The 26,185-nt window shown below is 40.9% G+C and carries 23 protein-coding genes; 11 read left to right on the forward strand and 12 right to left on the reverse strand.

Going from position 1 to position 26,185, the window contains the following annotated elements; genetic code table 11:
- Nucleotides 1-16: 16 nt before the first annotated feature.
- Nucleotides 17-1,081, reverse strand: coding sequence for a LacI family DNA-binding transcriptional regulator (locus tag ACP8HI_RS16175; RefSeq protein ID WP_438347234.1), 1,065 nt, complete (start codon nt 1,079-1,081; stop codon nt 17-19).
- 201 nt (nt 1,082-1,282) lie between these two features.
- Between ACP8HI_RS16175 and ACP8HI_RS16180 the strand changes: the two genes are divergently transcribed.
- From ACP8HI_RS16180 to ACP8HI_RS16190, 3 genes are read left to right on the forward strand one after another with little or no spacing between them, the layout of a single operon-like run.
- Nucleotides 1,283-1,966, forward strand: coding sequence for a GntR family transcriptional regulator (locus tag ACP8HI_RS16180; RefSeq protein WP_438347235.1), 684 nt, complete (start codon nt 1,283-1,285; stop codon nt 1,964-1,966).
- Nucleotides 1,967-1,981: 15 nt separating this feature from the next.
- Nucleotides 1,982-3,070 carry a mannonate dehydratase gene (gene uxuA / locus ACP8HI_RS16185; RefSeq protein WP_438347236.1) on the forward strand — a complete coding sequence of 363 codons (1,089 nt, stop codon included), beginning with the start codon at nt 1,982-1,984 and terminating at the stop codon, nt 3,068-3,070.
- The gene (locus ACP8HI_RS16190) at nt 3,067-3,924 is read left to right on the forward strand and encodes an SDR family oxidoreductase (RefSeq protein WP_438347237.1); all 858 of its coding nucleotides are present in this window, start codon (nt 3,067-3,069) and stop codon (nt 3,922-3,924) included. Before uxuA ends, ACP8HI_RS16190 begins: the two co-directional genes overlap by 4 nt.
- A 79-nt stretch (nt 3,925-4,003) precedes the next feature.
- Here ACP8HI_RS16190 and ACP8HI_RS16195 read toward each other — a convergent pair whose 3' ends face one another.
- Together ACP8HI_RS16195 and ACP8HI_RS16200 are read right to left on the reverse strand one after the other, a co-directional pair.
- Nucleotides 4,004-4,630 carry a TraX family protein gene (locus ACP8HI_RS16195; protein ID WP_438347238.1) on the reverse strand — a complete coding sequence of 209 codons (627 nt, stop codon included), beginning with the start codon at nt 4,628-4,630 and terminating at the stop codon, nt 4,004-4,006.
- A 22-nt stretch (nt 4,631-4,652) separates the two neighbouring features.
- Nucleotides 4,653-6,725, reverse strand: coding sequence for a class I SAM-dependent methyltransferase (locus ACP8HI_RS16200; protein WP_438347239.1), 2,073 nt, complete (start codon nt 6,723-6,725; stop codon nt 4,653-4,655).
- Nucleotides 6,726-6,915: 190 nt separating this feature from the next.
- Here ACP8HI_RS16200 and ACP8HI_RS16205 point away from each other — a divergent pair, with 190 nt between their 5' ends.
- The 4 genes from ACP8HI_RS16205 (at nt 6,916) to ACP8HI_RS16220 (ending at nt 11,262) form a co-directional block, all read left to right on the forward strand.
- Nucleotides 6,916-8,094, forward strand: a complete 1,179-nt coding sequence (locus ACP8HI_RS16205) for a MalY/PatB family protein (protein WP_438347240.1) — start codon at nt 6,916-6,918, stop codon at nt 8,092-8,094.
- A gap of 86 nt (nt 8,095-8,180) precedes the next feature.
- Entirely contained in the window at nt 8,181-9,107 is a 927-nt protein-coding gene (locus tag ACP8HI_RS16210; protein ID WP_438351860.1) for an L-lactate dehydrogenase, read from the forward strand.
- 133 nt (nt 9,108-9,240) lie between these two features.
- Nucleotides 9,241-9,942: a hypothetical protein gene (locus tag ACP8HI_RS16215; RefSeq protein ID WP_438347241.1), complete on the forward strand. Its 702-nt coding sequence runs from the start codon at nt 9,241-9,243 to the stop codon at nt 9,940-9,942.
- Between the two features lie 72 nt (nt 9,943-10,014).
- A complete protein-coding gene (locus ACP8HI_RS16220; protein WP_438347242.1) occupies nt 10,015-11,262 on the forward strand; it encodes a polysaccharide deacetylase family protein in 1,248 nt (415 codons plus the stop codon).
- A gap of 114 nt (nt 11,263-11,376) precedes the next feature.
- Here ACP8HI_RS16220 and ACP8HI_RS16225 read toward each other — a convergent pair whose 3' ends face one another.
- Nucleotides 11,377-13,626 carry a glycoside hydrolase family 3 N-terminal domain-containing protein gene (locus tag ACP8HI_RS16225; RefSeq protein ID WP_438347243.1) on the reverse strand — a complete coding sequence of 750 codons (2,250 nt, stop codon included), beginning with the start codon at nt 13,624-13,626 and terminating at the stop codon, nt 11,377-11,379.
- 183 nt (nt 13,627-13,809) lie between these two features.
- Here ACP8HI_RS16225 and mntA point away from each other — a divergent pair, with 183 nt between their 5' ends.
- Together mntA and hepT are read left to right on the forward strand one after the other, a co-directional pair.
- A complete protein-coding gene (gene mntA, locus ACP8HI_RS16230) occupies nt 13,810-14,103 on the forward strand; it encodes a type VII toxin-antitoxin system MntA family adenylyltransferase antitoxin (protein WP_438347244.1) in 294 nt (97 codons plus the stop codon).
- On the forward strand, nt 14,100-14,495 hold the full coding sequence (gene hepT, locus ACP8HI_RS16235; protein ID WP_438351861.1) for a type VII toxin-antitoxin system HepT family RNase toxin: 396 nt from the start codon (nt 14,100-14,102) through the stop codon (nt 14,493-14,495). The genes mntA and hepT overlap by 4 nt, the downstream gene beginning before the upstream one ends.
- Before the next feature lie 316 nt (nt 14,496-14,811).
- Here hepT and ACP8HI_RS16240 read toward each other — a convergent pair whose 3' ends face one another.
- Nucleotides 14,812-15,309, reverse strand: a complete 498-nt coding sequence (locus tag ACP8HI_RS16240) for a CYTH domain-containing protein (RefSeq protein ID WP_438351862.1) — start codon at nt 15,307-15,309, stop codon at nt 14,812-14,814.
- A gap of 80 nt (nt 15,310-15,389) precedes the next feature.
- The gene (locus ACP8HI_RS16245) at nt 15,390-16,346 is read right to left on the reverse strand and encodes a 3'-5' exoribonuclease YhaM family protein (RefSeq protein ID WP_438347245.1); all 957 of its coding nucleotides are present in this window, start codon (nt 16,344-16,346) and stop codon (nt 15,390-15,392) included.
- Between the two features lie 188 nt (nt 16,347-16,534).
- Here ACP8HI_RS16245 and ACP8HI_RS16250 point away from each other — a divergent pair, with 188 nt between their 5' ends.
- A complete protein-coding gene (locus ACP8HI_RS16250) occupies nt 16,535-17,971 on the forward strand; it encodes a SpoVR family protein (RefSeq protein ID WP_438347246.1) in 1,437 nt (478 codons plus the stop codon).
- A gap of 57 nt (nt 17,972-18,028) precedes the next feature.
- Here the strand turns inward: ACP8HI_RS16250 and ACP8HI_RS16255 are convergent, their stop codons facing one another.
- A complete protein-coding gene (locus ACP8HI_RS16255) occupies nt 18,029-19,036 on the reverse strand; it encodes a LacI family DNA-binding transcriptional regulator (RefSeq protein WP_438347247.1) in 1,008 nt (335 codons plus the stop codon).
- Between the two features lie 197 nt (nt 19,037-19,233).
- Nucleotides 19,234-21,129 carry a PrkA family serine protein kinase gene (locus ACP8HI_RS16260; RefSeq protein ID WP_438347248.1) on the reverse strand — a complete coding sequence of 632 codons (1,896 nt, stop codon included), beginning with the start codon at nt 21,127-21,129 and terminating at the stop codon, nt 19,234-19,236.
- A 219-nt stretch (nt 21,130-21,348) separates the two neighbouring features.
- On the opposite strand from ACP8HI_RS16260, the gene ACP8HI_RS16265 reads away from it, so the two are divergent.
- The gene (locus tag ACP8HI_RS16265; RefSeq protein WP_438347249.1) at nt 21,349-22,116 is read left to right on the forward strand and encodes a DUF2161 family putative PD-(D/E)XK-type phosphodiesterase; all 768 of its coding nucleotides are present in this window, start codon (nt 21,349-21,351) and stop codon (nt 22,114-22,116) included.
- Here ACP8HI_RS16265 and ACP8HI_RS16270 read toward each other — a convergent pair.
- The 4 genes from ACP8HI_RS16270 to serC form a co-directional block, all read right to left on the reverse strand.
- Nucleotides 22,113-23,342, reverse strand: coding sequence for a PLP-dependent aminotransferase family protein (locus ACP8HI_RS16270; protein WP_438347250.1), 1,230 nt, complete (start codon nt 23,340-23,342; stop codon nt 22,113-22,115). The two genes, ACP8HI_RS16265 and ACP8HI_RS16270, sit on opposite strands and share 4 nt — an antisense overlap.
- Before the next feature lie 524 nt (nt 23,343-23,866).
- Nucleotides 23,867-24,118: an AbrB/MazE/SpoVT family DNA-binding domain-containing protein gene (locus tag ACP8HI_RS16275; RefSeq protein ID WP_438347251.1), complete on the reverse strand. Its 252-nt coding sequence runs from the start codon at nt 24,116-24,118 to the stop codon at nt 23,867-23,869.
- Nucleotides 24,119-24,266: 148 nt separating this feature from the next.
- Entirely contained in the window at nt 24,267-24,731 is a 465-nt protein-coding gene (gene trmL / locus ACP8HI_RS16280) for a tRNA (uridine(34)/cytosine(34)/5-carboxymethylaminomethyluridine(34)-2'-O)-methyltransferase TrmL (protein WP_438347252.1), read from the reverse strand.
- 122 nt (nt 24,732-24,853) lie between these two features.
- Nucleotides 24,854-25,942: a 3-phosphoserine/phosphohydroxythreonine transaminase gene (gene serC, locus ACP8HI_RS16285; protein WP_438347253.1), complete on the reverse strand. Its 1,089-nt coding sequence runs from the start codon at nt 25,940-25,942 to the stop codon at nt 24,854-24,856.
- Nucleotides 25,943-26,185: the final 243 nt, after the last annotated feature.

A 26,185-nucleotide genomic window follows, 5' to 3' on the forward strand; every position in this document is an offset into this window, starting at 1 on the left:
GCGATCGCCTTCACTTTTATTGCCTAGAATCCAGTTCCTTAGTGGACTCCCTGATCATTAACTGTGTTGGAAAGCTAATTGTACTAAAGGATGCGCTTCCCTTCTCACACATTTCGACCAGAATAATCGCTGCCTTTTGAGACATTTCATAGATAGGCAGGCTTACAGATGAAAGGCTAGGATTCAGTTGTGAAGCTACAGGAATATCATCAAATCCAATGAGTGATAACTGTTCAGGAATTGCAATTCCGAGCTCTTTGCAAGCATCCATCGCTCCAAGAGCCATCTCATCATTCGCTGAGAAGATCGCAGTGGGCCGTGTATTCTTATCAGATTGCAACATCCTTCTCACTTCCTCTTGAGCCCTCACTCTTAGGAAATTACCACTTAAGATATAATCCTCATCCACTTTCAAACCATGATTATGCATCGTCGTAACATATGCCTGATAGCGCTGTTGGCCAGAATAAGTATTCTGTCTACCGCTAATAAATGCAATGTCACGATGTCCTAGACCAATCAAATGTTCGACCGCTCTTGCTGCACCCTCATAATCTTTAGAGTTTATAACAGCCAAATTGTTGCGGTCTAGGCGATTCTCAAGCAACTCTGCAATGTCATAGTCTATGAGAACAAAAGGTACCTCGAGATCAGCGATGATTCTAGCCATGGCCATGTTATTCTCGGTACCTACAATAATACCTCCGTCAATTCTCTTCTGCTGGAATGCTTGCCTTACCTTCAGGAAATCATCTTCCGAGTATATCGTGTGTATCAGCACATAATAGCCAAGCGCATTAGCAGTGTCTACCAGTGCATCCACAAATGGTGCAAAATAATTATTCTGATAAATACGATTAGGATTATGCTTCTCAGCGGTACTAACAACAAACAGTCCAATCGTATTCGTACTCTTACCTGCCAGCGCCCTTGCGGATGTATTAGGCTCATAATGATGTTCTTCAATGACTTTCATGACCTTCACCCGTGTCTTCTCAGGGACGTTAGAATAGTTGTTAATGACGCGGGACACTGTGCTTCTAGACACCCCCGCAAGTCTGGCGATATCTTCACTTCGCATAGTAACCCTCTTTTGTGAAAGCGCGTTTATTTTATATATTGTAACTCCTTAAATGATTTATTTCAATCCTAATTTTAGCGAAATCTTGTCCATCTCAGCAATATACGGACACATTTCACCATCTAGTTAAAACTCTTCACTACCATACTACCATACAAGTATGGTAGTATGGTAGTATCCTATTAATAAGGAGATGATCTATTGGATCTATTTATGAGAGCGCAACCAATTTCAACCCGAGACGCTATTTATTATGCACTCCGGGATCAAATTGTGTTGTTAGAACTTCCTCCGGGCACCGGAATATCCGAGAAGGAAATGTCGATCAAATTCAATGTGAGCAGAACACCCGTAAGAGAAAGCTTCGTTAGACTCTCTCAAGAAGGACTATTAGAAATCTATCCTCAACGAGGCACATTCGTCTCTCTTATTGATTTAGACCTTGTTGAAGAAGCTCGGTTCATGCGCGAACAATTAGAAAAGGCCATTATTCAACTCGCATGCACGAGCTTTCCTTCCGATCAATTAGCTATGTTAAAGAGTAATCTAGCACTACAACAATTATGTATCGAAGAACAGAATCACATCACCATGTTCGAGCTTGATGAAACCTTTCATCGTATTCTATTTGATGGATGCAAGAAGCTGAACACATGGTCGATCATGCAACAAATGAACGTACACTTGAACCGAACTAGAACGCTACGATTGGCAGCCGATCACCATTGGGATCAACTGTATAGTCAACATCTCCAGATGGTTCAAGCCATAGAACGGCATGATTCTGAACAGGCTGAGCAGTTGATGAGCGACCACTTGCACCTGACGATTACAGATCAGGCTTTATTAAAGGAGAAATACCCAGCGTATTTTAAAATTAGATAATGAGGTGAACGCATTATGAAAATGGTATTTCGATGGTTCGGTGAGAATAACGATACCGTTACATTTCAACAAATGAAACACATTCCAGGTGTCGAAGGCATCGCTTGGGCGCTTCATGACGAATTACCAGGTGCAGAATGGCCAATGGAGAAAATACTCGAAATCAAAGAACAGGCAGAGCAAGCTGGTCTTCATATACATGTCGTGGAGAGTGTTAATATTCATGAAGATATAAAGCTTGGACTTCCCAGTCGCGACAAGTATATCGAGAATTATAAAAGAACAATCGCTAAGCTAGCACAAGCCGGTGTTAAGGTCATCTGTTACAACTTCATGCCCATCTTCGATTGGCTACGTACTGATCTTTATAAAGAAGCAAGTGATGGTTCAACAGCTCTCTTCTATGAGAAGAGCAAAGTTAATGGTCTCGATCCCTTCGAGCTTGTGAAACAAATTAACCAAAATTCAGATTTTACGATGCCCGGTTGGGAGCCAGAACGTTTACAGCATTTGACTGCACTCTTTGAAGCCTATAAAGATGTAACAGTTGAGGATCTGTGGGATAACGCTAAATACTTCTTAGATGAAATTATTCCTTTTGCGGCTGAACACGATGTTCAGATGGCCATTCATCCGGATGATCCACCATGGCCTATATTTGGACTACCACGAATTATAACTAGCCAAGATCATATACGTAAGTACTTACAATTGCACGATAGCCCTTATAACGGTCTTACATTATGCAGTGGCTCACTTGGAGCCAATCCTGATAATGATATTATTGGCATGATCCACGAGTTCGCTGATCGTATTCCTTTCACCCATATTCGTAATGTTCGTGTATTTGATAATGGCGATTTCATCGAAACATCACATCGTACGCAAGATGGTACGGTTGATATTAAAGGTATCGTGCAAGCTTTCCATGAGAATGACTTTGAAGGTTATTGCAGACCTGATCATGGTCGACATATATGGGATGAACAATGTAGACCCGGGTATGGGTTATATGACCGTGCACTCGGTATCATGTACCTATGGGGACTCTGGGATGCTTATCGACAAGTAACTACTATTGAGGGGAAGAAGGTGCAACAATGACTCATTCATTAACGATTCACCCATCTTTGAAAGGAAAGGTTGTTGTCATTACAGGAGGGGCTGGTGTCTTATGCCGGGTAATGGCACTTGAACTTGCTAGACAAGGAGCATCTATTGCTATTCTTAATCGTACCATGGAGAAAGGTCTTGCTGTCGTAGCTGAGATTCAGGCCATTGGTGGGCACGCTATCTCAGTCTCATGCGATGTGACAGATCACAGCAGTGTCCTTCAAGCTTCAGAAACGGTTCTTGAGAAATTAGGGACATGCGACATTCTAATTAACGGTGCTGGCGGAAATCATCCGAGCGCTAATACTACGAAGGAAGTTTTCAGTAGCGAAGATTTAAACAATCCTGATATTTCAACGTTCTTCGACCTAAGTATCACTGGTTTTCGCAATGTACTCGATCTTAACTTTATTGGTACCCTGATTCCAACGCAAATATTTGCGAAGCAGATGCTTGGTAAACAAGGGACGACGGTTATTAACATTTCTTCGATGAGTGCACCTTCACCTATGACCAAGGTGCCTGCGTATAGCGCAGCTAAAGCAGCTATCGATAACTTCACGCAGTGGCTTGCAGTCCATATGGCCGAGAGTGGTATTCGTGTAAATGCCATTGCTCCGGGGTTCTTTCTCACGCAACAGAATGAGAAACTTCTGAAGAATGAAGATGGAACATTAACTGATCGCTCACATAAAATTATCACTCATACGCCCATGCGCAGATTCGGTGAACCTAAGGACTTACTTGGCACACTGCTATGGCTGAGTGACGAGAATACGTCAGGCTTTGTTACTGGCGTAACTATTCCAGTGGATGGTGGGTTCATGGCCTATTCAGGCGTTTAGACAGTCGAAGATCCTATTAGATATTGCCGAAAGAGGGTGTCCCATAAGTCATTAAAAATGGCTAGGGACACCCTTTTGATCAAAGAATGACTTTTTGAATAACCTCTAAAAGACAGAGATGAAGAGGATAGAATGACCTCCATATCCATTTAGGCACTCTCATCGATTCTAGCCTATTCCAAAGCCGCGGGCCATAAACCATGATCATCGTCGGAACAATACTAAGCATTTGTAATGTCCAATTATTCGAGAACAAATACAGGACGTTAAGTAACAAATGCGCTCCAACTAACTGATGGGAAGAACAATATCTAAATAATAATACAAGCAGAAGCCCATAGGCTCCATAATCAAATGGAAATGACTCCATCATCATTCCAAACAACAGAATAATCCCTGCTGATAGAATCTTGGAGGATATTCTATCTACTATATTCAGGACTATGACTGCTACTACTAAAGTCCCCACGACATTAATGCCATTAGGGTTTAATGCTAGTTGATACGGTATTTGTGACACCAACGCTATAATAAACAATCGGATGATATACTTTGACTTATTCGATGTGTGCAAATGTCCTTGTACTAGTGCATATGCATAAATCGGGAAGGATATTCTTCCGATTATTCTCCATAGCATCTCATCTGGAAAGAACGCATACCCAATATGATCTACTAGCATCGTTAACATGGCAATCCATTGCATTACACGATCTCCTTTGTTAAGACTACTTATGTGGCTTCTCTATGACGTATAGACATGTACTGTCTGGCAAAGGTACTGGGTTCCCCTTTTCATCCAACAGAGTCACTCTTTGCTCTAACGCTTCTGTATATCCCTTTTGCAAGAAGTGCTTATCAATGAGTATTGTAGCATTTTCCCCCAATGTATCTTTTATAAAAGAATGATACTGCGAAGGTGTAAAGTATCCAAACTGTTCCTGAATCTCATGAACGTAAGCTTCTTCCCCCCATGTATACGTATAGAGAAACTCCATAGCATCATTTACCGGTAACATCACTTCTCGGTCACTAAGTTCCTCATAACTAATATTTCTTCCAGAGAATTCATTAGCATATCGACGTAACCACACCATTCCATCTGGTTCATGGAACACAATGATTCGCTTCTGATCCTCTGGCTCTGTCATAATACCGTCACGGATAATGATTCGCCCTCCTGGTGCCAGGACATTATAAGCACTTACTAGAGCTGCCGCTATCGTGTCATGATTGAATTTATGTCCATTATACGGTATGTAGGAATAGAGTTCATGCAGAATGGATGAGAATATAACACTGTCAATGCTACCAGCTTCCACATACTCTTGTAACTGAAGAGCGTCTCCCTTTATAACTTCCCAACGATGTCCCTCCAACTGTTTCTTTCTCTCTAGCGCTTCAATGACGTTCGCTGAAATATCGATCCCTAGCGGTTCAAGATGCGGCATCTCCCGCTCCATAAGATCAAGTAGTACGCCACCACCAGGTCCAATGTCTAATACTCTTTGTCCTACAATGTAATCCAACAGCACCTTCTTGTAATCAGAGGTCTGATTCATATCAGCCAAGTATTCTTCTTCATTGTGGAATCGATCATACGCATCCCTTCGTAAGTCGAATAGGTCAAAGAGCATAAGCACAGCTTTCTCATAAAGCGATGATTTCTCTGCTTCGATGCAGAACTCTATCAATTTCGTAGCTGCTGCCGAGAACTCAAAGGTGAAGATTAGTGTATCTGGTAAATCCTTGTTCTGTGTCAAGTGATGTGTAAGATGTGGATTATCGGGGAAAATGCCATTTCCAATCGACTCCAATGATACTTCCTGTAAGTATTTCTCAATAATTCGCTTCTTGTACACATTCAACTTCTTCATACCTTTATAATCATAGTACATTGTATTCATAAGAGGCTCGAAGCTAATATGCCGTATTTGTTCGATATGATCATTACTATAGATAATTAGAAATACTTTCACAAACTCTTCCAGCGTGAACTCTTGTAGAGCTGCTTCTACAAACCACAGTGTGTGTTGATCTATAACCTCAAATTCATCGTTAATATCTATATTTCTCGTTATTCTATCAAGCTCTGATTCGAACGGTTCCCCCCGGCTAATTGCAGCTGTTCGCAATTTCCGCAACCTGTCCACGATTCCGACGGATTGAGGATCCCCATCATGGGCAATATAGCGGATAATATGTTCAACTTCAAGTTTAACTTCAAGCCACAAATCTGATGATACCCCAGCAATAATACAACGATTCAATGGAACAAGAATATGTCCTAACTCTTCGGGGGATAACACTTTATCTATTGTTAATTGCGTCAGTGGTTTATTTTCCCTGTAGACGACTTCCCCACGCAGAAACTGTCCGACAAGACCGTGTGTCGCAATGAGTGTATAAATGACATCTGTTCTTTCCGTTTCAACATTTACACCATATTTTTTATAGAGTTCGGCTGAACCTATGTTATGTACAAACAGATTAATTTCTTCCTTTTGCCAAGATAAACGTTCTTTAAGCGTCCCGCCTTTAGCAACCTCTGACCATATCAGAACCTCTTCCAGTATCTCCTTTACCCAGAAGGACAAAGAAAGGCTCTCCAATATTTCAAGCGTTTCCTCAACATAATCAAGTACTGGGTTCGCTTCAAGCAATTCTCCGATGGATCTAATTCTATCCAAATTAACAATCTTCTCTTCAGCAGACGCTATCATCTCTAGCCAAACGTTCTGTTGTAGGACACTATAATCCCCCTGACGAAAAGCAGCAATCGTTGTTAAAGATTTCAGCATAGGAATGTTCACCATCTCTTTCTATTGTATTAATCTGGCTTTACACTTATTGTAAACGGTTTAATTGATTTGTGGGGATTCTCATTAGTATATATCACTTTCCTTTAGTATAATGACTGTTACCAAGAAGAGCGTATTAATTGAAACGTATACTATCTTCTTTTTCAGATTAATCTTAGGGGGCAACATCATGGATTTCAACCAACTTACACAGCGTAATCATACCGCATCATTGAAATGGGATGGAATCGAGAGTATCTTCGGAGTAAAAGACGTCTTGCCTATGTGGGTAGCAGATATGGATTTCATGGCACCTCCATCTGTCCTTGAAGCACTACAGAAGAGAATAGCTCATGGCATATTCGGATACTCACTCCAGACTGATTCCTATTATCAAGCCATCATAGATTGGATGAAGCGGCGTCATCAATGGGATATCGAAAAGGATTGGATCGTATATACTCCCGGTGTCGTACCCGCATTAAGCCTGATCGTGCAAGCCTTCACAGATCCCGGCGACAAAGTCATCATTCAGACACCCGTTTATCCACCTTTTTATCAAGTCGTTGAGAACCACGGGCGAGAACTTATTCAGAATCCCCTCCGTTTGGTAGATGGTGAATACACGATGGATCTAGCTAAACTAGAGGCACAGATTGATGATCGAGTGAAGATGTTAATTCTTTGTAGCCCACATAATCCAGTAGGACGTGTCTGGACAAAAGAAGAGCTTGTACCCTTAGCAGAGCTATGTGCACGCCGGAATATTCTTGTTATATCTGATGAGATCCATGCAGATCTTCTCTTCGATAAGGGATCGCACACTCCTTACGCTCTTCTCTCAGAAGAGGCAAGAAATCAGTCCATTATTTGCACGGCACCTAGCAAATCTTTTAATATTGCAGGTCTTCATACTTCGAATATCATCATTCCTAATCCAGATATTCGAAGTAAATTAGTCGAAGCACTTCAGAAGTATGCTTTGGGTTCGATCAGCCCATTCGGCTTAATTGCAACAGAAGCAGCCTACAATGATGGGGAAGAATGGCTTGACGAATGTTTAATATATATCCGAGGTAATATGGAATATATAATACATTATATCGAGAAACATATGCCTGAGCTTCAGGTTAAGATGCCAGAAGCCACCTACTTACTGTGGATTGACTTCCGAGGACTAGGAATGGCTACTGATGAGCTATCTTCTTTCATGCTGAACAAAGCTAGAATTGCATGTAATAACGGTATTGCATTTGGACAGACTGCCGAAGGCTTTATGCGGATGAATGTGGGATGTCAGCGCGAAATCGTAGAGGAAGCAATGCAGCGATTAGACAAGGCAATACAAGATTGGCGAACTAACATATAGTATCAATATTCCATAACCATCTTCTCCACCGAATGATGAGGTGATTAGATGGTTATTATGACATTCTAGGGAGTGAAACCATCGTGATAGATCCAACTTATAAACCAAGTCGAGTGGTGATTGTTGGTACTGGTGCGGTAGGAACAACTACTGCATATACACTACTTCTAAGACATCGTATGACAGAATTAGTATTAATTGATGTTAATCACAAAAAGGCTTTGGGTGAAGCACTTGATATGAACCATGGTCTTCCTTTCGTTGGCGGCGTTAAACTATGGGCTGGGGGTTATGAAGATTGTGCGGATGCAGATATTATTATTGTTACCGCTGGGGCATCACAGAAACCTGGAGAGACACGCATCGATCTTCTCAATCATAATGTCGCTATATTCAAAGATATTATTCAGCAAATCACTAAATATAATAAGAACGGAATTCTCCTCATCGCCACTAACCCAGTAGACATCTTATCGTATGTAAGCTGGAAATTAAGTGGGTGGGATCATCACCGAGTCATAGGATCAGGTACGTTACTTGATAGTGCTCGCTTCCGTTACCTCATCGGTTCACATAAAGGAATCGATCCGCGGAGCATACATAGTCATATTATTGGTGAGCATGGTGATTCTGAGTTACCAGTATGGAGCCTTGCGAATGTTGCAGGTACCCCACTTGGTTTTGATGAGAATGAACAAAATGATATTTTTGAAAATACGAAAAATGCGGCCTATGAAATTATTGAAGCTAAAGGCTCTACATCCTATGCTATAGCCTTGGCCCTAGATCGAATCGTTTCCGCCATTCTCCTCAATGAGAGTGCTGTCCTTAGCGTATCCACCCTTCTTCATAATTTCAATGGTATTTCGGATGTATACCTTGGAGTGCCAAGTATTGTAGACCGATCGGGTGTACGTGAAATGCTTGATTTGCCACTAAATAAAATAGAAGAAGAGCTTTTTCAACAATCAGCCAATAAATTGAAAGCCGAGATTAATAAGCTAAATTTATAGTTATTATTTACTACTATGTATAAACAATCCTTGGCCATGTGGTCTAGGGTTGTTTTATTGTCATTTCACTAAAATTATATGCTATATATACCGATAACATATAATAGAATCGTTTCAATGGGAGATGAATATTATGGTGAATAAACCCAATTCCAGTACTAAAACACGGGGATGGCTTAAAAATGTTTTAACTGCTCGTTCTGAATCGGTAAATGAGCTTATTTCCCCGCAAGAAGTTTCTGAAGGTGATCCTCTTGGAGCCGACGTCGATTCTTCGAAAATCGACTTTTCATTACTCGAGCAAGACAAAACCGCTTTCGATCTAGTTATTGCTGTTGAGAACCTACTGAATGACCGGCAATTATCCCAATTCAAAAGTAAAGATACGGAAGACCAGTTGTCTAGTGCTAACGAAACAATTAACCGGCTTAAGAATGATTTGAGCAAGAAAGAACACATGATTCTTGAGAAGGAAAAAGAGTTTAGATTACTTGAGGATACATTGACAAGCAAACAAATGAGCTATGATCAACTCCTAGAGGATTATAAAGACTATCAAAGCTCCTCGAATACAGGAATCGAGAATTTGAAAAATCAATTAGAGAAAGAACGAAGTAAATACTCTCGACTAAGCGAAGAGTTTACACAGCATCAGTATGACAGCATGCAGAAGATAAAAGAACTAGAGGAAACGATAAGAGATTCAGAAGCCGAGAATGCGCAAATTTCAAGTCAATTCCAAAAAATCATGGAAGAAAAGACACAATTACTACAGAACGTCACCGATTTTACCGAGCGTATGTCTTTTTCATTCTCACCCCCTTCAGAAAAATAAACACTAATCTCTACATACAAGGAGGGTAATATTATCCACACTCACACTGAGAAATGGCTGGAGCTCCTATCCGTGGATAAAGCATCCAGTACTAATTACATCCATATCAAGTTTACTTTTGAACAAATATTTCTACTACAATGGGAAATTGATTCATATACTGCAGATCATATTAGTGCTATAACCGAAGTAGCTGAGAATATCAAATACAGGCTTTCTTTACAAAGTTATTACAATGTATCCCACAGCCACTATTACAGCTACATAACTACATATGATCGTGAGCATAGTAATAAAATAATGTTCCCATGTTCTCAAGCTTATGCAGCGAAGATCTCTTCATTGAGAGACATTGAAAGTCCGGACCAATTAAGCTCAACGGCTCCTATGATACATCAACAACATGTCTCAGAATTTAATAAAGAGCCTGGTGAGATAAAAGGATTGCGCCCTTTGAAGGTCAGCAGATTAAAGCCAATCTTATCTCGGGTATTAGTAATGACGGCGATCTTAACTATGCTATCTTTCATCTACCTTCCTAGCTATTCATATATAAGTGAGAAAGTATTCGCAAAGCTCATCACAGTAGCGCCTGATCTAGCAGAACCTACCTATCTGGAACCAGAAGTAACGCTTGAGATGAAAGAGTCCGATCATTCTAATCCTGCTAAGGTAGTATCCATGTCATTACCTGTAGTAACGAAACCTTCCGAGGAAAAGGAACTACCTGAGAAACACACAGTGCAATTGAACGACTCCATTAGTTTCAGTGTACCTCCTGGATTTGTTGCCATTACCTTTGATGACGGACCCTCCATTTACACTAAGGAAATCGTCAACGTATTGAACAAATATAATGTTGGTGGAACATTCTTTTTCGTAGGAACACAAGTTCAGAAATTCCCCGAATCGGTCAAGTATGTTGATGATCATGGTTTTTCTATTGGTAATCATTCCATGACGCATTCTAACCTATCTAATCTATCTGCTGAGAAGCAACTTTCTGAGCTTGTGCGAACCAATCAATTGATACAGAATATCACTTCCAAGCCTGTACATCTGTTCAGACCACCTTATGGCTCACGAGATGATAAACTCTCCGAGTTAATGGCAAAGGAGAACATGAGAATGGTATTATGGAACAACGATCCTGAAGATTGGCATAATGATAGTCCGCAACAAACTTTGAATTACATCTCCCGAACCAGATCTACGGGAGCCATCATACTCTTACATGAATCCAAAGCGACATTAGACATTCTACCCATGATCATTGAGTATTTACAAAAAGAACAACTCAAGATTTCGAGTTTAATCTAATTTTTTTGATATTTACAAATACGGTTAGTTAGAAACACAAAAGACTGCGATCGTTCTCCGCAGTCTTTTGTCGTATCGTATACTCTACATATAGCATAATAATACCAATTGATATTAAGGCAGTGTCCCTAGGGCTTCCAATTGTCCAAATATCACCTTCATCCCGGCGAGAACATTGGGCTCTTGTGCACCGTAAACGGCAATACCAGACTTCGCGTCCCGCAAGAACAACAACTCATAGGGGTTACCTAAGGACAGTAGTGTATACCTTTTATACTCTCTATTCAATTGATCAATCAAAGCCTGATACCCTGCCCAATCATGTACATTAATCGGACTGCGGAATTGATACGAAGCAAGAATGACAAAGTCAGCCTTGTTAAGAGATTGAATAGCTTTCATACTATTCCTTGAATCTAGAATAATGCTCTCAACGGTGAAATGCTGCTTGACCTCTGTCATGGATAATTGCCTTTCCATCAGCTTCGCTTGCTCCATACTTGGTGCAACAATGACAATATGGTCCCCTTCTTTCATCCGGTAAGGAAGAGTGTTGTTTTCATTCTTTAGCAGGGTAATCGCTTCCTCCGCAATCTGCTTTTCCAGAATACGATGTTTGTCTGAACCAACGATATTTCCTGCATTTTGCAGCTTCGACTGGAGACTCACGCCGGGTTGGAACAAACCATACTGCTGTTTAAGTTGCAGAATCCTCTTAACGGACAAATCAATGTGATGCTTACTGATTTCTCCTTTTTGGACGGCGTTCACTAGTGTTTGGTGGGCTCCTGCCACATCCTTCGGCATTAGAATAATGTCTACACCAGCTGACACGGCCATCTTCACTGCCACGTCCTCACCAAAATGTTCCGATATAGCGTTCATCGTAAAAGCATCGGAAATAATGACTCCTTCAAATCCCAAATCATTGCGGAGCATACCGGTCAATACCTTCTTGGATAAAGTGGCGGGTATTGGAACCATAGAGCCGTCCTTCTGAGATATCATTTGTCCACTCTCCACAGCTGGAAATGCAACGTGAGCAGTCATGATCATCTCTACCCCACTTCGAATCGCTGCACGAAACGGCTTTAATTCTACTTCTTCTAGATGCTGTCTATCATGTGGAACCACAGGAAGCCCGAGATGAGAATCCACAGTTGTGTCTCCATGTCCAGGAAAGTGCTTCACAGCAGGGATTACCCCTGATTTCTGAAGACCTTGCATAGATGCAACACCTAACTTCGCAACTAGATCAGGGCTCGATCCGAACGAACGAATTCCAATAATCGGATTATCAGGCTTCGTATTGATATCCAGCACAGGCGCAAAATTAACGTTAATCCCGAGGGCCTTTAATTCATCACCCATCATTTGTCCGGCAGCCAAAGATCTTTCAGGCTTACCTCCGGCACCTAGTGCCATCTGACCCGGTAGGTTCGTTCCACCTGGTATTCTTTTAACAACGCCTCCCTCTTGGTCAACTCCTAAGAATAAAGGAATGTCACCCACCTGCTTTTGCAGATTATATGTTAAGGAGGTTAACTGCTTGATGTCCACAATATTTTTATCGAAAAGGATCAATCCACCTAAATGCTGTTCCCGTATCGGACGAGAAATACCTTCATTAACAACTGTAGTCGTTGTACCATTCCACATCCGGATATCTGGCATCAGCATTTGCCCTGCCTTTTCGCCCAATGTCATTAAAGACAGAAGCTTATCCCAATCCTGCGTCTGAATAGCATCCGCTCTTAGAAACTGGATCACTCTTGTCAGAAATACGGCATACTCCGCACGAGTCACAGACTGATCAGGGCCAAAGGTTCGATCCGGGTACCCTCCTATCAAGCCATTTGAGGCCATTAAGAGAATAGGTTCCGAAGCCCAATGACCCTCTATATCCGCTAAAGCAACCGATTGATTTCCTTCAACGAGTGAGTATGCACGGGTTAGAATTGCAGTTGTTTCTGCACGACTAATCGGTGAATCAGGACGAAACGATTCATCTGGGAAACCACCTGTTAACCCTTTATTTGTTGCAATTGCTATCTCCTTATAGAACATATGAGTTCGAGGAACATCCCAATAATTCATTTCACCCAATGGATTCAGATCGGGATACAACTCACGGACTATAAATGTTATAGCCTGTGCTCGAGTTACCGTTACATGAGGACTAAACCTGCCGTTACCGTAACCAGCCACCGTTCCCCGATCCGACAAATAATAAATACTGTCCGCCGCCCATTCCGATTTGTGAAGATCTGTAAACTTTTCTTGAGCTGACACCGTTTGAGACGAAGTGAACAAACAAATAACCACTATACATCCCAACAACCATGCCCTACACCAACTATTCATGCTTCTCCATCCCTTCTGCCGTGTCATGATGTTTGTTTCCATGCAGATTTACTGCGAATATAACTAAGACGATATGTTTGATTAAAATGTTGCTAATTAACCAAGATCCTTCTTTATGGGTTGGAATATGGAAGCGTGTTATAATGAATTAACGATTGCTATAACTGAGAGGGGTGGATCTCGATGAACTTGATGGGCCTGACTGCAACACAGAAAAATGAACTCATCCAATTTGTCTCCCATGAACTTCATGCTTATGCCGTTATTCTGTTCGGTTCAGCTGCCAAAAACATGCTCCGACCGGATAGCGATGTAGACATTGCCTTCCTATCCGATAACACCTATTCCCCATACGACATCTTCATGACCTCTCAGTCATTAGCCGACCTACTTCATCGGGAGGTGGATCTCATTGACTTTCGGGCAGCCAGCTCAGTATTTAAAGCTCAAATTGTGGACAAAGGACGTAATGTCTGAACAAACTCGAAACCATTCGTCGCTGCATCCGGAGAATTAATGAAGAATATGAGGATAAGGTGGATAATCTCCACAATTTCACGAAACAAGATTCCATTATTCTAAATCTGCAACGCGCTTGCGAGTCTTGTATTGATTTAGCTATGCATGTTGTCTCTCAGAAGAACCTTGGTTTACCTCAAAGTAGTCGAGACGCCTTTACGTTTTTAAATCAGAATGGCATTATTGATGATAGCTTGACCCAAAGTATGAAAGCCATGATCGGCTTCCGTAACATAGCCGTCCATGATTATCAATCCATGCAGATTGATATTGTGAAATCCATTCTAGATAAGCATCTTGTAGATTTTGTGAAATTTGCAGAACTCATTCAGACGTATATGACAAAATAGATCCATTATTGCTCTGTATACTCGTTATTGTCTATAATCCTCTAGTTTATTAAACAACGCCTTCTCTCCTTCATTTAGAAGGTAGAAAAGGCGTTGTTTGGACTGTCCAACACAATCCTTAATCTTTATTCACTTAACTTAAAGTACGAGTTCAAAAGGTCAACTTTTCAGCACCGAGAAAATTGGATGAAGCAAGGGAGTGAGGAGCGGAGCGTAGGCAGTACCTACGTGAGCACCGGAAGGACCGGCTGAATTCAAGATTCGATGTCGAGTAAGCTTCTTGGTAACCTTCGTGATCAAAAGGTGACTTTTTGAACTACCCCTTCCCTTGAAGCTCTTTCCACACCTTCTTGTTGCTATACTGCTTCTCTGAACTAATATCTTTACCGAACCAGTCTGGTTGTACGAAGGATTCTGCTGCCTCTACAGACTCGAATTCAACCTCAACTACAGTCATGTTGATTTGGTCATAGCAATCGATTTCAACGAGAGTATCATCCCATTCTGCCGTTATACGATTCTTCGTAAGGGGCACTGCTTTGAAGGCTTGTACAATCTGCGTATATATCTCTTCTGTGATGGAGTATTCAATTTCCTCACGAACGAGACCATTCCCGCTCTTAAATGTATGTGTAAACTCAACCTCTCCAGTGATCACATCCACAATTCTTCGAACTCTCAATTCCTGCGTAGCATCCAGCGCTAGATAGGTCTGTTCAATCCGTTGCTCTGAGCGTACGCGAAGTGTTCCTTCCTGGACTAGTGCATCGGGAAATTCAGGTAAAAGAAATTTCCGCTCTATTTCTAATGACATCATGTTCAGCTCCTATTAAACGATAGAACCCACTAAAGAGTTAGTGGGTTCTATCGCATTGATTATTCATACATCACGACCTACAACTTCATACGATAAATCGCCTTGTTCTCCAATCCACGAATAAAGGGGGTCCATTCCTCCGTCTGTGGTGTTGTATCCAGGGCATCCTCCACCATTTGTAGCTTGGCATCCATCGCGTCAATGAAATGGAGGGCTACAGCTTCAGCCATTTGTGGTTGAACAGGGCTCCCCCATTCCCCCAAGTTATGATGAGATAAGACCATATGTTGTAAACAGATAATTTTCTCCGACTGTAGATCAATCTCACTTCGAATAGCTGCTTCTGTAATCCAATTCGATGCCATCGAGATATGGCCAAGAAGCTTCCCTTGAACACTATATTCCTTTACGATTCCAAGCTCTGCTGTCATCTCTTCTGTCTTGGCTATGTCATGAAGAATAATACCTGCCTTGATCAGATCTGCATTTAGAAAAGGTCTCTGTTTGCAAATGAATTCCCCGAGCTCTAGCATGCGCACAATATGGTAAGCCAGACCAGCGTAAAAAGCATGATGGTGCATTTTTGCGGCAGGATAATGCATTAATTTCCCTTCAACTTTAGAAACACAGTAATTCACGATCGTTCTCATCTCTGTGTCATCGATACTTTCTATTGCCTGCTTAATCATAAATAAGAGATCCACCGGGAGAACAGGAGCAGCACGAATAAAATCGGTTATGGAAACACCCTCTTCATCGGTTACCTTCCGTATCTTCATTATTTTCACTTGCAATCTTTCCCGATAAACATGGGCGACTCCCTGAACTTTAACCAGATCCATAGGAAAGAATGTCTCTTTTTCCATTGGTTTAACATCCCAATACTTTGCTGAGAGCTGACCACTGGCATCTCCAAGAACGATATCGAAATAATCTTTCGGCGGAGTCCCATTGGTTTGTTTCACTTCTAATTCTTTCAACAAGTAATATCCCGTAAATTCTTCTTGGTTCGTTAACGTATTAATTAATGTCATGAGTTATCCTCCAGCATAAAATAAAAACACTATATTGCTATTATATCGTTATTTGTGATCATTAGACATCCTTCTTTCTTATAGTTAGAAATAGAAAGCTAATGATCCATTGAATATCTTGTTGTTTCTCCTCATAGACATAGAAAGTATCTAAATTTCTCCTTCCAGAAAGGGGGGAAGAACTTCACATGCATCAAGATGAAATAACCTCATTAGAACGTGCTATTGCAGAGATCACTGAGATTGCCACTGGGTTCGGACTCGACTTTTATCCTATGAGATACGAAATATGCCCTGCTGAAATTATTTATACTTTTGGCGCTTACGGGATGCCCATCAGATTCTCACATTGGTCTTTTGGAAAAACATTTCACAAGATGAAAACCCAGTACGACTTCGGTTTATCTAAAATTTATGAGCTCGTCATCAATTCTAATCCCTGCTATGCATTCCTGCTTGATGGAAATTCATTAATTCAAAACAAGTTAATTGTGGCACATGTCCTTGCACACTGTGATTTTTTCAAGAATAATGCACGTTTTCGCAAAACAAACCCCGCTATGGTCGATAGCATGTCCGCCACAGCGGAGCGGATTAGCCAGTACGAGATAAAGTATGGCAGTCAAGTCGTTGAAGAATTTCTTGATGCCGTCTTAGCCATTCAGGAGCATGTAGATCCAGAATTAGTTCGACCTTACCGTAAGAATCGGTATGATCGAAATAGCGATGGTAAAACAGACTCCACTAATAAAGAACCCGCTCAGCAAGTAACTGGATTCGAAGATTTATGGGATCTTGATAATGAACATAATCATGATCAAGCACCTGAAGAAAAAACTACTCTATTCCCACCTCATCCGGAGAAGGATATCATTTGGTTCATCCAAGAGTACTCTCCTCATTTGGAACCTTGGCAACGTGATATCCTTACGATGCTACGAGATGAGATGCTTTACTTTTGGCCGCAAATGGAAACTAAAATTATGAATGAGGGCTGGGCCAGCTATTGGCATCAACGAATTCTGCGTGAATTAGACCTAACATCAGAGGAGACTATCGAGTATGCCAAGCTCAATTCTGGCGTTGTACAGCCTTCAAAGAATAGCTTGAACCCTTATTATTTAGGATTAAAAATATTTGAGGATATTGAGAAACGCTGGGATTCACCTTCGAATTCAGATCCACATCAACCTCTCAGGAAATCCGGTCAAGGTCGAGCCAAAATCTTCGAAGTACGAGAGTTAGATTCTGACACCTCCTTCATTCGCAATTATATGACAAAAGATCTAGTGAATGATCTAGACTTATATGTATTTGAGAAGAAGGGCGTCGAGTGGAAAATAACCGATAAAACATGGGAGAATATTCGAGACCAGCTTGTCTACTCCCGCGTGAATGGAGGTTTCCCTTATCTAGTTATCCAAGATGGAAATTACATGAATAATGGCGAACTCTATATCAAACACATGTATGAAGGTGTTGAATTGGATTTAAAGTATGTCGATCGAACGCTACCTTATGTTCATAAGCTTTGGGGAAGAACCATTCATTTAGAAACGATAATGGAAGAAAAAACGGTGTTGTTTAGTAATGACGGATCTAAAAGTAACCGAAGATTTATGTGAACAAATAGGAACACTATAAGTCACCTGTAAGCCTAGGTGTCCTTATAGTGTTCCTATTTACAATTCCCTTACTATTCCTGTGGACTGTCTTATAACTAAACTAGACGGCTCAGTAAGAATAGGTGGAGGTGTATCCGATTTCTCAATCATCTTAATAAGATTCTCTATGGCTCTTATCCCAATGTTATGCGTATTCTGGTTAATCGTGGTGAGGGCCGGTTTAAATACCTGGGCGTAGTATGTGTTATCAAATCCTATAACTGAAATATCATCGGGAACAGACATCCCTTGCTCCTCGATTTCGTGGATCGCTCCAAAGGCTGCCATATCAGAGGTGCATACGATACCTGTCGGAGGCACTGGCAAAGAGAGTAACTTCCTCATGGAGAGACTCCCCCCATCAAATGAATAATCACATAATTCAAAATAAGATGGATCATAAGGGATATTTAATACCTCTAATCGTTGTTTATATCCACTATATCTACTATCTGACATCACATGACCCAATACGCCAGATATATATGCAATTCTATGATGCCCCAAATCATATAAGTGTTGAACTGCTATTTCAACAGCCTTTTCATTATCCGTAGTAATGTATCCCGCACGCTTCCCCATCAATGCTGTATCCACGAACATAGCCGGAATTTCTGATTGAACCAGTTGTTCCAGATTAGGATTATCATATTCTACTCCAAACACAACAACCCCATCTAAATTACGACTCTGGCAATGATCTACGAAAGAATATTTAGGATCATTAAGTCGAGTTGATAGACGCATAAGATCATAGCCGCTATTCTCTAATGCAGTCTTAATTCCTTCCAACAATTCGGCCACATAGGGATTCGTAAATGGAATATTAATCAATACACCTACGGTCCAAGAACGCCCTGTGACTAATGCCCGTGCAACTACATTCGGTTGATACCTCAATAGTTCAATAGCCAACTTTACCTTTTTTCTTGTTTTATCGCTGACATCTGTATAATCGTTAATTACTTTGGATACGGTTGCAATCGAAACGCCTGCTTCCTTTGCAACATCATGAATAGAAGCCACTACTAACTCAACCTACTCTCTGTCGTATCTGAACAACATATCATTTATCAATCATTATAACTTAAATCGATCTGAAACGGTATAAATATACATATCAAGTGAAACTTATACTTTCTTATATTTGTAAAAACCCTGTATTCGCCATTGAGGAGAATACAGGGTGGAAATACAAATTTTTGTTAACGTCTTTCGTTTAACTATCGATTCAATAAGCTTCCCACATATTTCAGCAACTCATTTGCACATGTTGGGCAATAACCATGATCTTCAATAAGACGTCTACTTACCTCATTCATTCGTTTTAACTGGTTGCCATCTGGAGTTTTCGTGGAAGTCGTGATCTTCACAATATCTTTCAGATCAACAAATAACTTCTTTTCAATCGCTTCCCGAAGCCGATCATGATGATTGTATTCAAACTTCCTACCCTTACGTGAGTAGGCAGAGATCCGGATCAGAATTTCCTCCCGAAATGCTTTCTTTGCATTCTCTGACACACCAATCTGCTCTTCGATAGAACGCATCAGTCTTTCATCCGGATCCATTTCCTCATCCGTAAGCGGATCGCGTATTTTAGACCAATTACAGAAAGCTTCAATGTTATCTAGGTAATTCTCAAATAATGTTTTGGCCGACTCTTCAAAAGAATAGACGAATGCCTTTTGTATTTCCTTTTTCGCTAATTCGTCGTATTCTTTACGAGCTATAGCGATGAAATTAAGATATCGTTCGCGTTCCTCTTTGTTTATGGAGGCATGCTGATCTAGCCCATCTTTGATTGCTCGTAGTACATCCAGTGCATTAATGCAATGAAGATCCTGCTTGATTAGAGCGCTTGAGATCCGGTTAATCACATAACGTGGATCCACCCCAGACATTCCTTCATCCAGAAATTCACTCTGCATCTCCCTTAGGTCCGCTTCTTTATATCCTTCCACTTCCTGACCATCGTACATCCTCATTTTTTTGACGAGGTCCATTCCTTGTTTCTTGGTTTCCTTCAGACGAGTCAGAATCGAGAAGATAGAAGCGGCACGTAACGCATGGGGTGCGATGTGAATATGCAACATATCACTTTGGTCAATTAATTTAGCATATATCTTCTCTTCATCAGACACCTTCAAATTATAAGGAATAGGCATGACGATCATACGTGATTGCAAAGCTTCATTCTTTTTATTAGATATAAATGTTTTATATTCAGATTCATTTGTATGGGCAATAATCATTTCATCAGCCGATATTAACGCAAATCTCCCTGCCTTGAAATTTCCCTCTTGGGTCAATGATAACAAATTCCACAGAAACTTCTCATCGCATTTAAGCATTTCTTGGAATTCCATTAAACCTCGATTCGCCTTATTCAACTCTCCATCGAAACGATATGCCCGTGGATCAGACTCCGAACCAAATTCCGTAATGGTGGAGAAGTCTATGCTGCCCGTAAGATCAGCTATATCTTGCGATTTAGGATCCGAAGGACTAAAAGTTCCAATCCCCACACGTCCCTCTTCAGAAATTAGTACCCTCTTTACTCGTACCTTCTCAATATCACCATCATATTCCGTCTTAAGCCTCATTTGGCAAGAAGGGCACAGACTCCCTTCAATTCTCACGCCTAGTTCTTTTTCAACTTCAGGACGCAATTCCAATGGAATTAAATGTAATGGTTCTTCATGCATGGGGCAACCGTCGATAGCATACACTGCACCTCGATCTGACTTTGAGAATTTCTCCATTCCACGTTTTAAAAGTGTTACCAAGGTTGACTTCCCACCGCTAACAGGCCCCATAAGCAATAGTATCCGCTTACGTACATCTAGACGTCTCGCTGAGGAATGGAAATATTCTTCCACTAACTTCTCAACAGCACTGTCTAATCCGAAAATTTCCTGTTCGAAGAACTTATACCGCTTATGCCCGTTAACCACTTCAACTCCATAAGATTTTATCATTTCGTACACACGAGCGTGTGCAGTCATCGCCGGAGTTGGATCTTTACGCAGTAATTCAATATATTCTTTGCATGTGCCACTCCACTCCAACTGATCACTTTCTGCCCTATACGCTGCCACACGTTCAAAAATATCCATGATTGGTACCTCCTATAACTATGTTATGAACTAGACCTGGCATCACTCTAAATGTGCTAAGAACTATCCTATCTCGTTTGAAAAGTGTATTACATACCTATGCTAGAAAGTGGGTTTAGTTGACCTATTTTTTTCAATATGTGGAGTTTGTCTTTTAGGGGATGGTATAATGGATCATTATTAATGGACGGTTGAAATAAATTCGAGGAGTGCATCGATATGGCTGTGCAATACGAAACTGAACTGTACGAACCTTTAAAGCAGTTTTTTGAGCAACAAGGATATATTATTAAAGGGGAAGTTCGCCTTTGTGATTTGGTCGGAGTGAAGGATGAGTTAGCAGATCCTTTAATTGTGGAAATGAAGAAGACATTCAATCTCTCGCTGTTACTGCAAGGAATGGAACGCCTCAAAATGAGCTCTAACGTATATTTAGCTGTTGAACGTAGTCGAACCAAACGCGGGGCTGTAAACCAACGTTGGGGGGAGCTGTCGGCGCTTTGTCGACGATTAGGTCTCGGTTTAATTACAATAACCTTTTACAAGACGAAAAAACCATTCGTTGAAGTACTCACCCAACCTACGGATCAGGTGAAACCTCTGCCAAGGAATAAACGACGTCAATCCCGTCTCGTCGATGAGTTTCATGAACGAAGCGGCGATTATAATATAGGTGGAAGTAATCGTACCAAGTTGATCACTTCGTACCGAGAAAAAGCACTGCGTATTGCTCTACCGTTACGCGATGCTGATTCTAACGGGTTGTCCCCAGCTTCATTACGCGATATGACAGGCATTGGTACTGCCTCCTCCATCCTGCAGAAAAATTATTATGGATGGTTTGAGCGAGTGTCTCGTGGTCGATATACTCTCGCTCCATTAGGAATTTCTGATTTGATTAAGTATCAAAGCGTGTTAGAAGTATCTGCATCACTTCACACATTGTCTACACCAGAAGACTACCGTATAGACGCAGAGAAAGACTAGCTTCTAGCAGTAAATTCATTCACCGCCTCACTTAACAGATGCATGCCAAGTAGCAATTCATCTCGTCTTGGATGGGTGAAATTAAGACGAATGACATCAAATCCCATATTCTTGTCCGCGTAGCATTCCGTTCCGACGCAGAAAGATGTGCCCTTGCTAATAGAACATTTCAATAATAATTCACTTCGCAGACCCTCAGGTAATTGTACCCACAGAAACATCCCACCAGAAGGTAGGTTATATTTAGCCTTCCTCCAGGCAGGGCGCTTTAGTAACTCCGTCATTAGCCTTAGACGAGTACTATATTCACGTCTCAATAGAGTAATATGTTCATGCCAATCAAACGTTGTTGATGTAAGCATTTGATACAGCAGTCGTTGATTCAAGTTGCAACTTTGCCGATCCACCCATTGTTTAGCCGCTCCCATCACTTCAATCAACTTACTAGGTCCGGCTGCAAAGCCAGTAGAGAGACCCGGTGCCACCGTTTTACTAAATGATCCCACATACAGCACTTGTCCACCTTTTCCGTGATCGTCCAATGCACTTAAGGACGGATACCGTCTGCTGAATGGCTCATTCTCCTTACTCTCTTCAAAATATAAATCACCATAAGAATCATCTTCCACAATGAATACCTGATACGCTCGGCATAACTCTAATACCTGCTTTCGCCGCTCCAAGCTCCAAAGAACTCCTGTCGGATTGGTGAAATTAGGAGTTACAAATAGAAGCTTCGGATGATGCTTCTCAATTAACTCAACCAATTGTTGAGCGAGCAATCCCTCCTGATCTCCCTCAACTGGAATAATGGTCGCTCCTTGCATTCTTAGAATTTGTAAGCTACTCGGTGACGTTGGATTCTCAACAAGCACAGCATCTCCCTTATCTACGTACACCCGCACCAACAAATCCATCGCGTGTTCGCTACCCCTTGTAATAAGGATTTGGTTTATATCCAAGTCTAGCTGCTTATGTTGCTTCCACTCTAACTGGAGCCATTCACGAAGGGGCATATACCCTTCTATATTGCCATATTGAAGAGCCTGTGGAAGACTTAAGAGAACATCTGTCGCAGCCGTATGCATCGATGTAAGAGGAAATATATCTGAAGTTGGCCATTCGTCTGCTAGTGATATAAATGAGCCCTGCTGGGGATTCGAGCTGATATTGTCGGATGGTGACGACATTATCCATTCCACATGGGAAGCAAAAGAATACTTCATGTAACGCCCTCCTTTGCATTTTAATTGAAACTTCCGCACTAATAGGTATTCCTATACATACAAAATTATGACTATTTATCATAAATATCGATGTTCACCTATGCTGTCACTGCTTTTGCAAAAATGGTAGAGAAATGATAGAATCGTGGCTTAGGATGAGTTATAAATAATCCTTATCATGTTAGTCTTCACCACGTTTATACCCGGTTTTATTGTTAAAATAAACTTTTAATGCGACTACCATTTATTTTTATACGATGTCTGGGTATAATACATATAGCAATGTAGTTGTACAGGAGGTGTCCATGATGTCTTTTTCATTAACTTTTTGGATTGTTACATTAGTACTCGTTCTATTCTTGACTGGCATCCTCACATCATCTTATAACGAGGATAAAACTAAAGGCCTATAAGCTAGTAAGTACTATCAGGATTCCTCACTTCGAGGAATCCCTTTTTTTCATTGGACAACATCACACGAAAAAAGCATCGCGACTACCTCGCGATGCTTTCTGTTACTTATACTAGGCCTTTATTAATTGAGTCATATCTGATTGACACTGTTCACAAATAAAACGTTCTTTAAATAGACTCACTTCTATTACCGAACTACAGAACACACATTTCGGACGATATCTTTCCAAAATAATGTGATCTCCCTGAACCAAGATCTCTACTGGGTCTCCTTCATTCATCTGATATCTTTTTCTCAGTGATTTAGGTAGAACGATTCTTCCCAGTTGATCCACTTTACGAACCACACCGGCAGGTTTCATATTGGTACTACACTCTCCTATCAACAATTAATTGTAAAACGATCAAAAAGTACTCCTAATGAAACAAATCATACTTTCCCAGCAAAATAAATGGGTATTATCTAATAGTTCGATATAATTATGTCGAATCCTGCTGTACTCGACAAATTTATTGTAAATTCATGAAATTTAGTTGCCGTAACGCCTCATAAACGACAATTGCTGCAGAATTGGAGAGATTTAATGATCTAACCTGATCCCCCATTGGCAACCTTATGCATGTATCTGGATTTGCTGCAAGTAATTCTTGTGGAAGTCCCTTTGTCTCTTTTCCAAATACAAAAAAATCTCCATCTTGGTATTCAAAGTCGCTGTATCTCATCTTCGCCTTGGTTGAAGCATAGAAGAACCGACTTCCTGCATACTTCTCTTGAACTTCTGCAAAAGAATCATGATGCTCAATATGAACAGCATGCCAATAGTCTAGACCTGCTCTTTTCAATGCTGAATCATCGGTACTAAAGCCTAGCGGATGAACCAAATGTAGATGAGCGCCTGTCGCAGCACATGTTCTTGAAATATTCCCTGTATTCGCCGGTATTTCCGGCTCCACGAGCACAATATGTAATGCCATGATGATATCCTCCACCTCTCTATTTAATGTTATTATACCCCCGTTTGTTCCATATGCAAAAGCCCTCCACCATTGGCGGAGGGCAACAAACACATCAGAATCAATCAAGCTATCGACTTTAATTACCCGTTACTTTTTTGAAAATGTGTCATAAAGTCAGTTAATGCTTTGCAGTTCTCATAAGGAACAGCGTTATAAATTGAGGCGCGCAAACCACCCACACTACGATGTCCTTTGAGCCCTATGAAGCCTTCTTGCTCTGATTCTTTAATGAACTGTTTCTCCAGCTCCTCAGAAGTCAGACGGAATGTAACATTCATAATGGAACGGCTTCCTGTTTCAACAGGTCCGCGATAAAATCCTCCGCTGTTATCTATTGTATCATAGATTAGCTGAGCCTTCTCCCGATTAATCTTCTCCATTCCTGCCAAAGAACCCTGCTCTTCGATCCACTTCAGAACTTCATTAACCATATAGATAGAGAAAGCAGGAGGCGTGTTATAGAGTGAATTATTCGATTGATGCGTACTGTACCGCAGCATCGTCGGAATATCCTTTGGTGATTCAGAGATCAAATCTTCCCGAGCAATGACAACCGTTACACCCGAGGGTCCTAGGTTCTTCTGAGCACCTGCATAAATAAGTCCGAATTGATTCAGGTCCAATTGGCGACTAAGAATATCACTCGACATATCAGCAATTAACGGAATATCTCCTGTATCTGGAAACACTTGATATTGCGTCCCTTCAATCGTTTCATTAGAAGTCACATGCAGATAAGCTGTCTTATCAGACAATTGAATCCCACTTAGGTCAGGAATAGACATGAATTTATTAGCCTCTGATGAAGCTACTATTTGTGTCTCACCAATCAATTTTGCTTCTTTAATTGCTTTATCTGCCCAACTTCCAGTATGTACATAACTAGCAACCTTTCCTTTAGGAAGCAAGTTCATAGGAACCATAGCAAACTGAGTACTGGCCCCACCTTGCAAGAATAGAACCTTATATCCTTTCCCACCACCGAGTAATGACAACAGGCGACTCTCTGCTTCATTATGCACTTCTTCGTACACTTTACCGCGATGAGACATCTCCATAATTGACATACCTGTATTTCTAAAATCTACAAATTCAGCTTGTGCACGTTCAAGAACTTCGAGCGGCAACGCAGCAGGTCCTGCATTAAAATTATAGGCTCTCTTACTCATCAGTACTCCCACCCTTTCTCTATCTTCTAATATAATAACGTTATGATAGCAGTATTCTAACCCCTCAGCAAGTACATTCCCCATGATCTAACATAAACTGGGACATTTATTTTTTTTATTGGTTCATTAATTTATATTTATTGGAATGATGAATGAGATGCTGATACTCCAATATGATTAGCACCTAATCCAAAAGACCCAGTAAGTCCGGTTCGTTAAACCGGGATTACTGGGCAGGAGAAA

The organism is Paenibacillus sp. FA6 (assembly GCF_051550225.1).
Lineage (GTDB): Bacteria > Bacillota > Bacilli > Paenibacillales > Paenibacillaceae > Paenibacillus_AQ.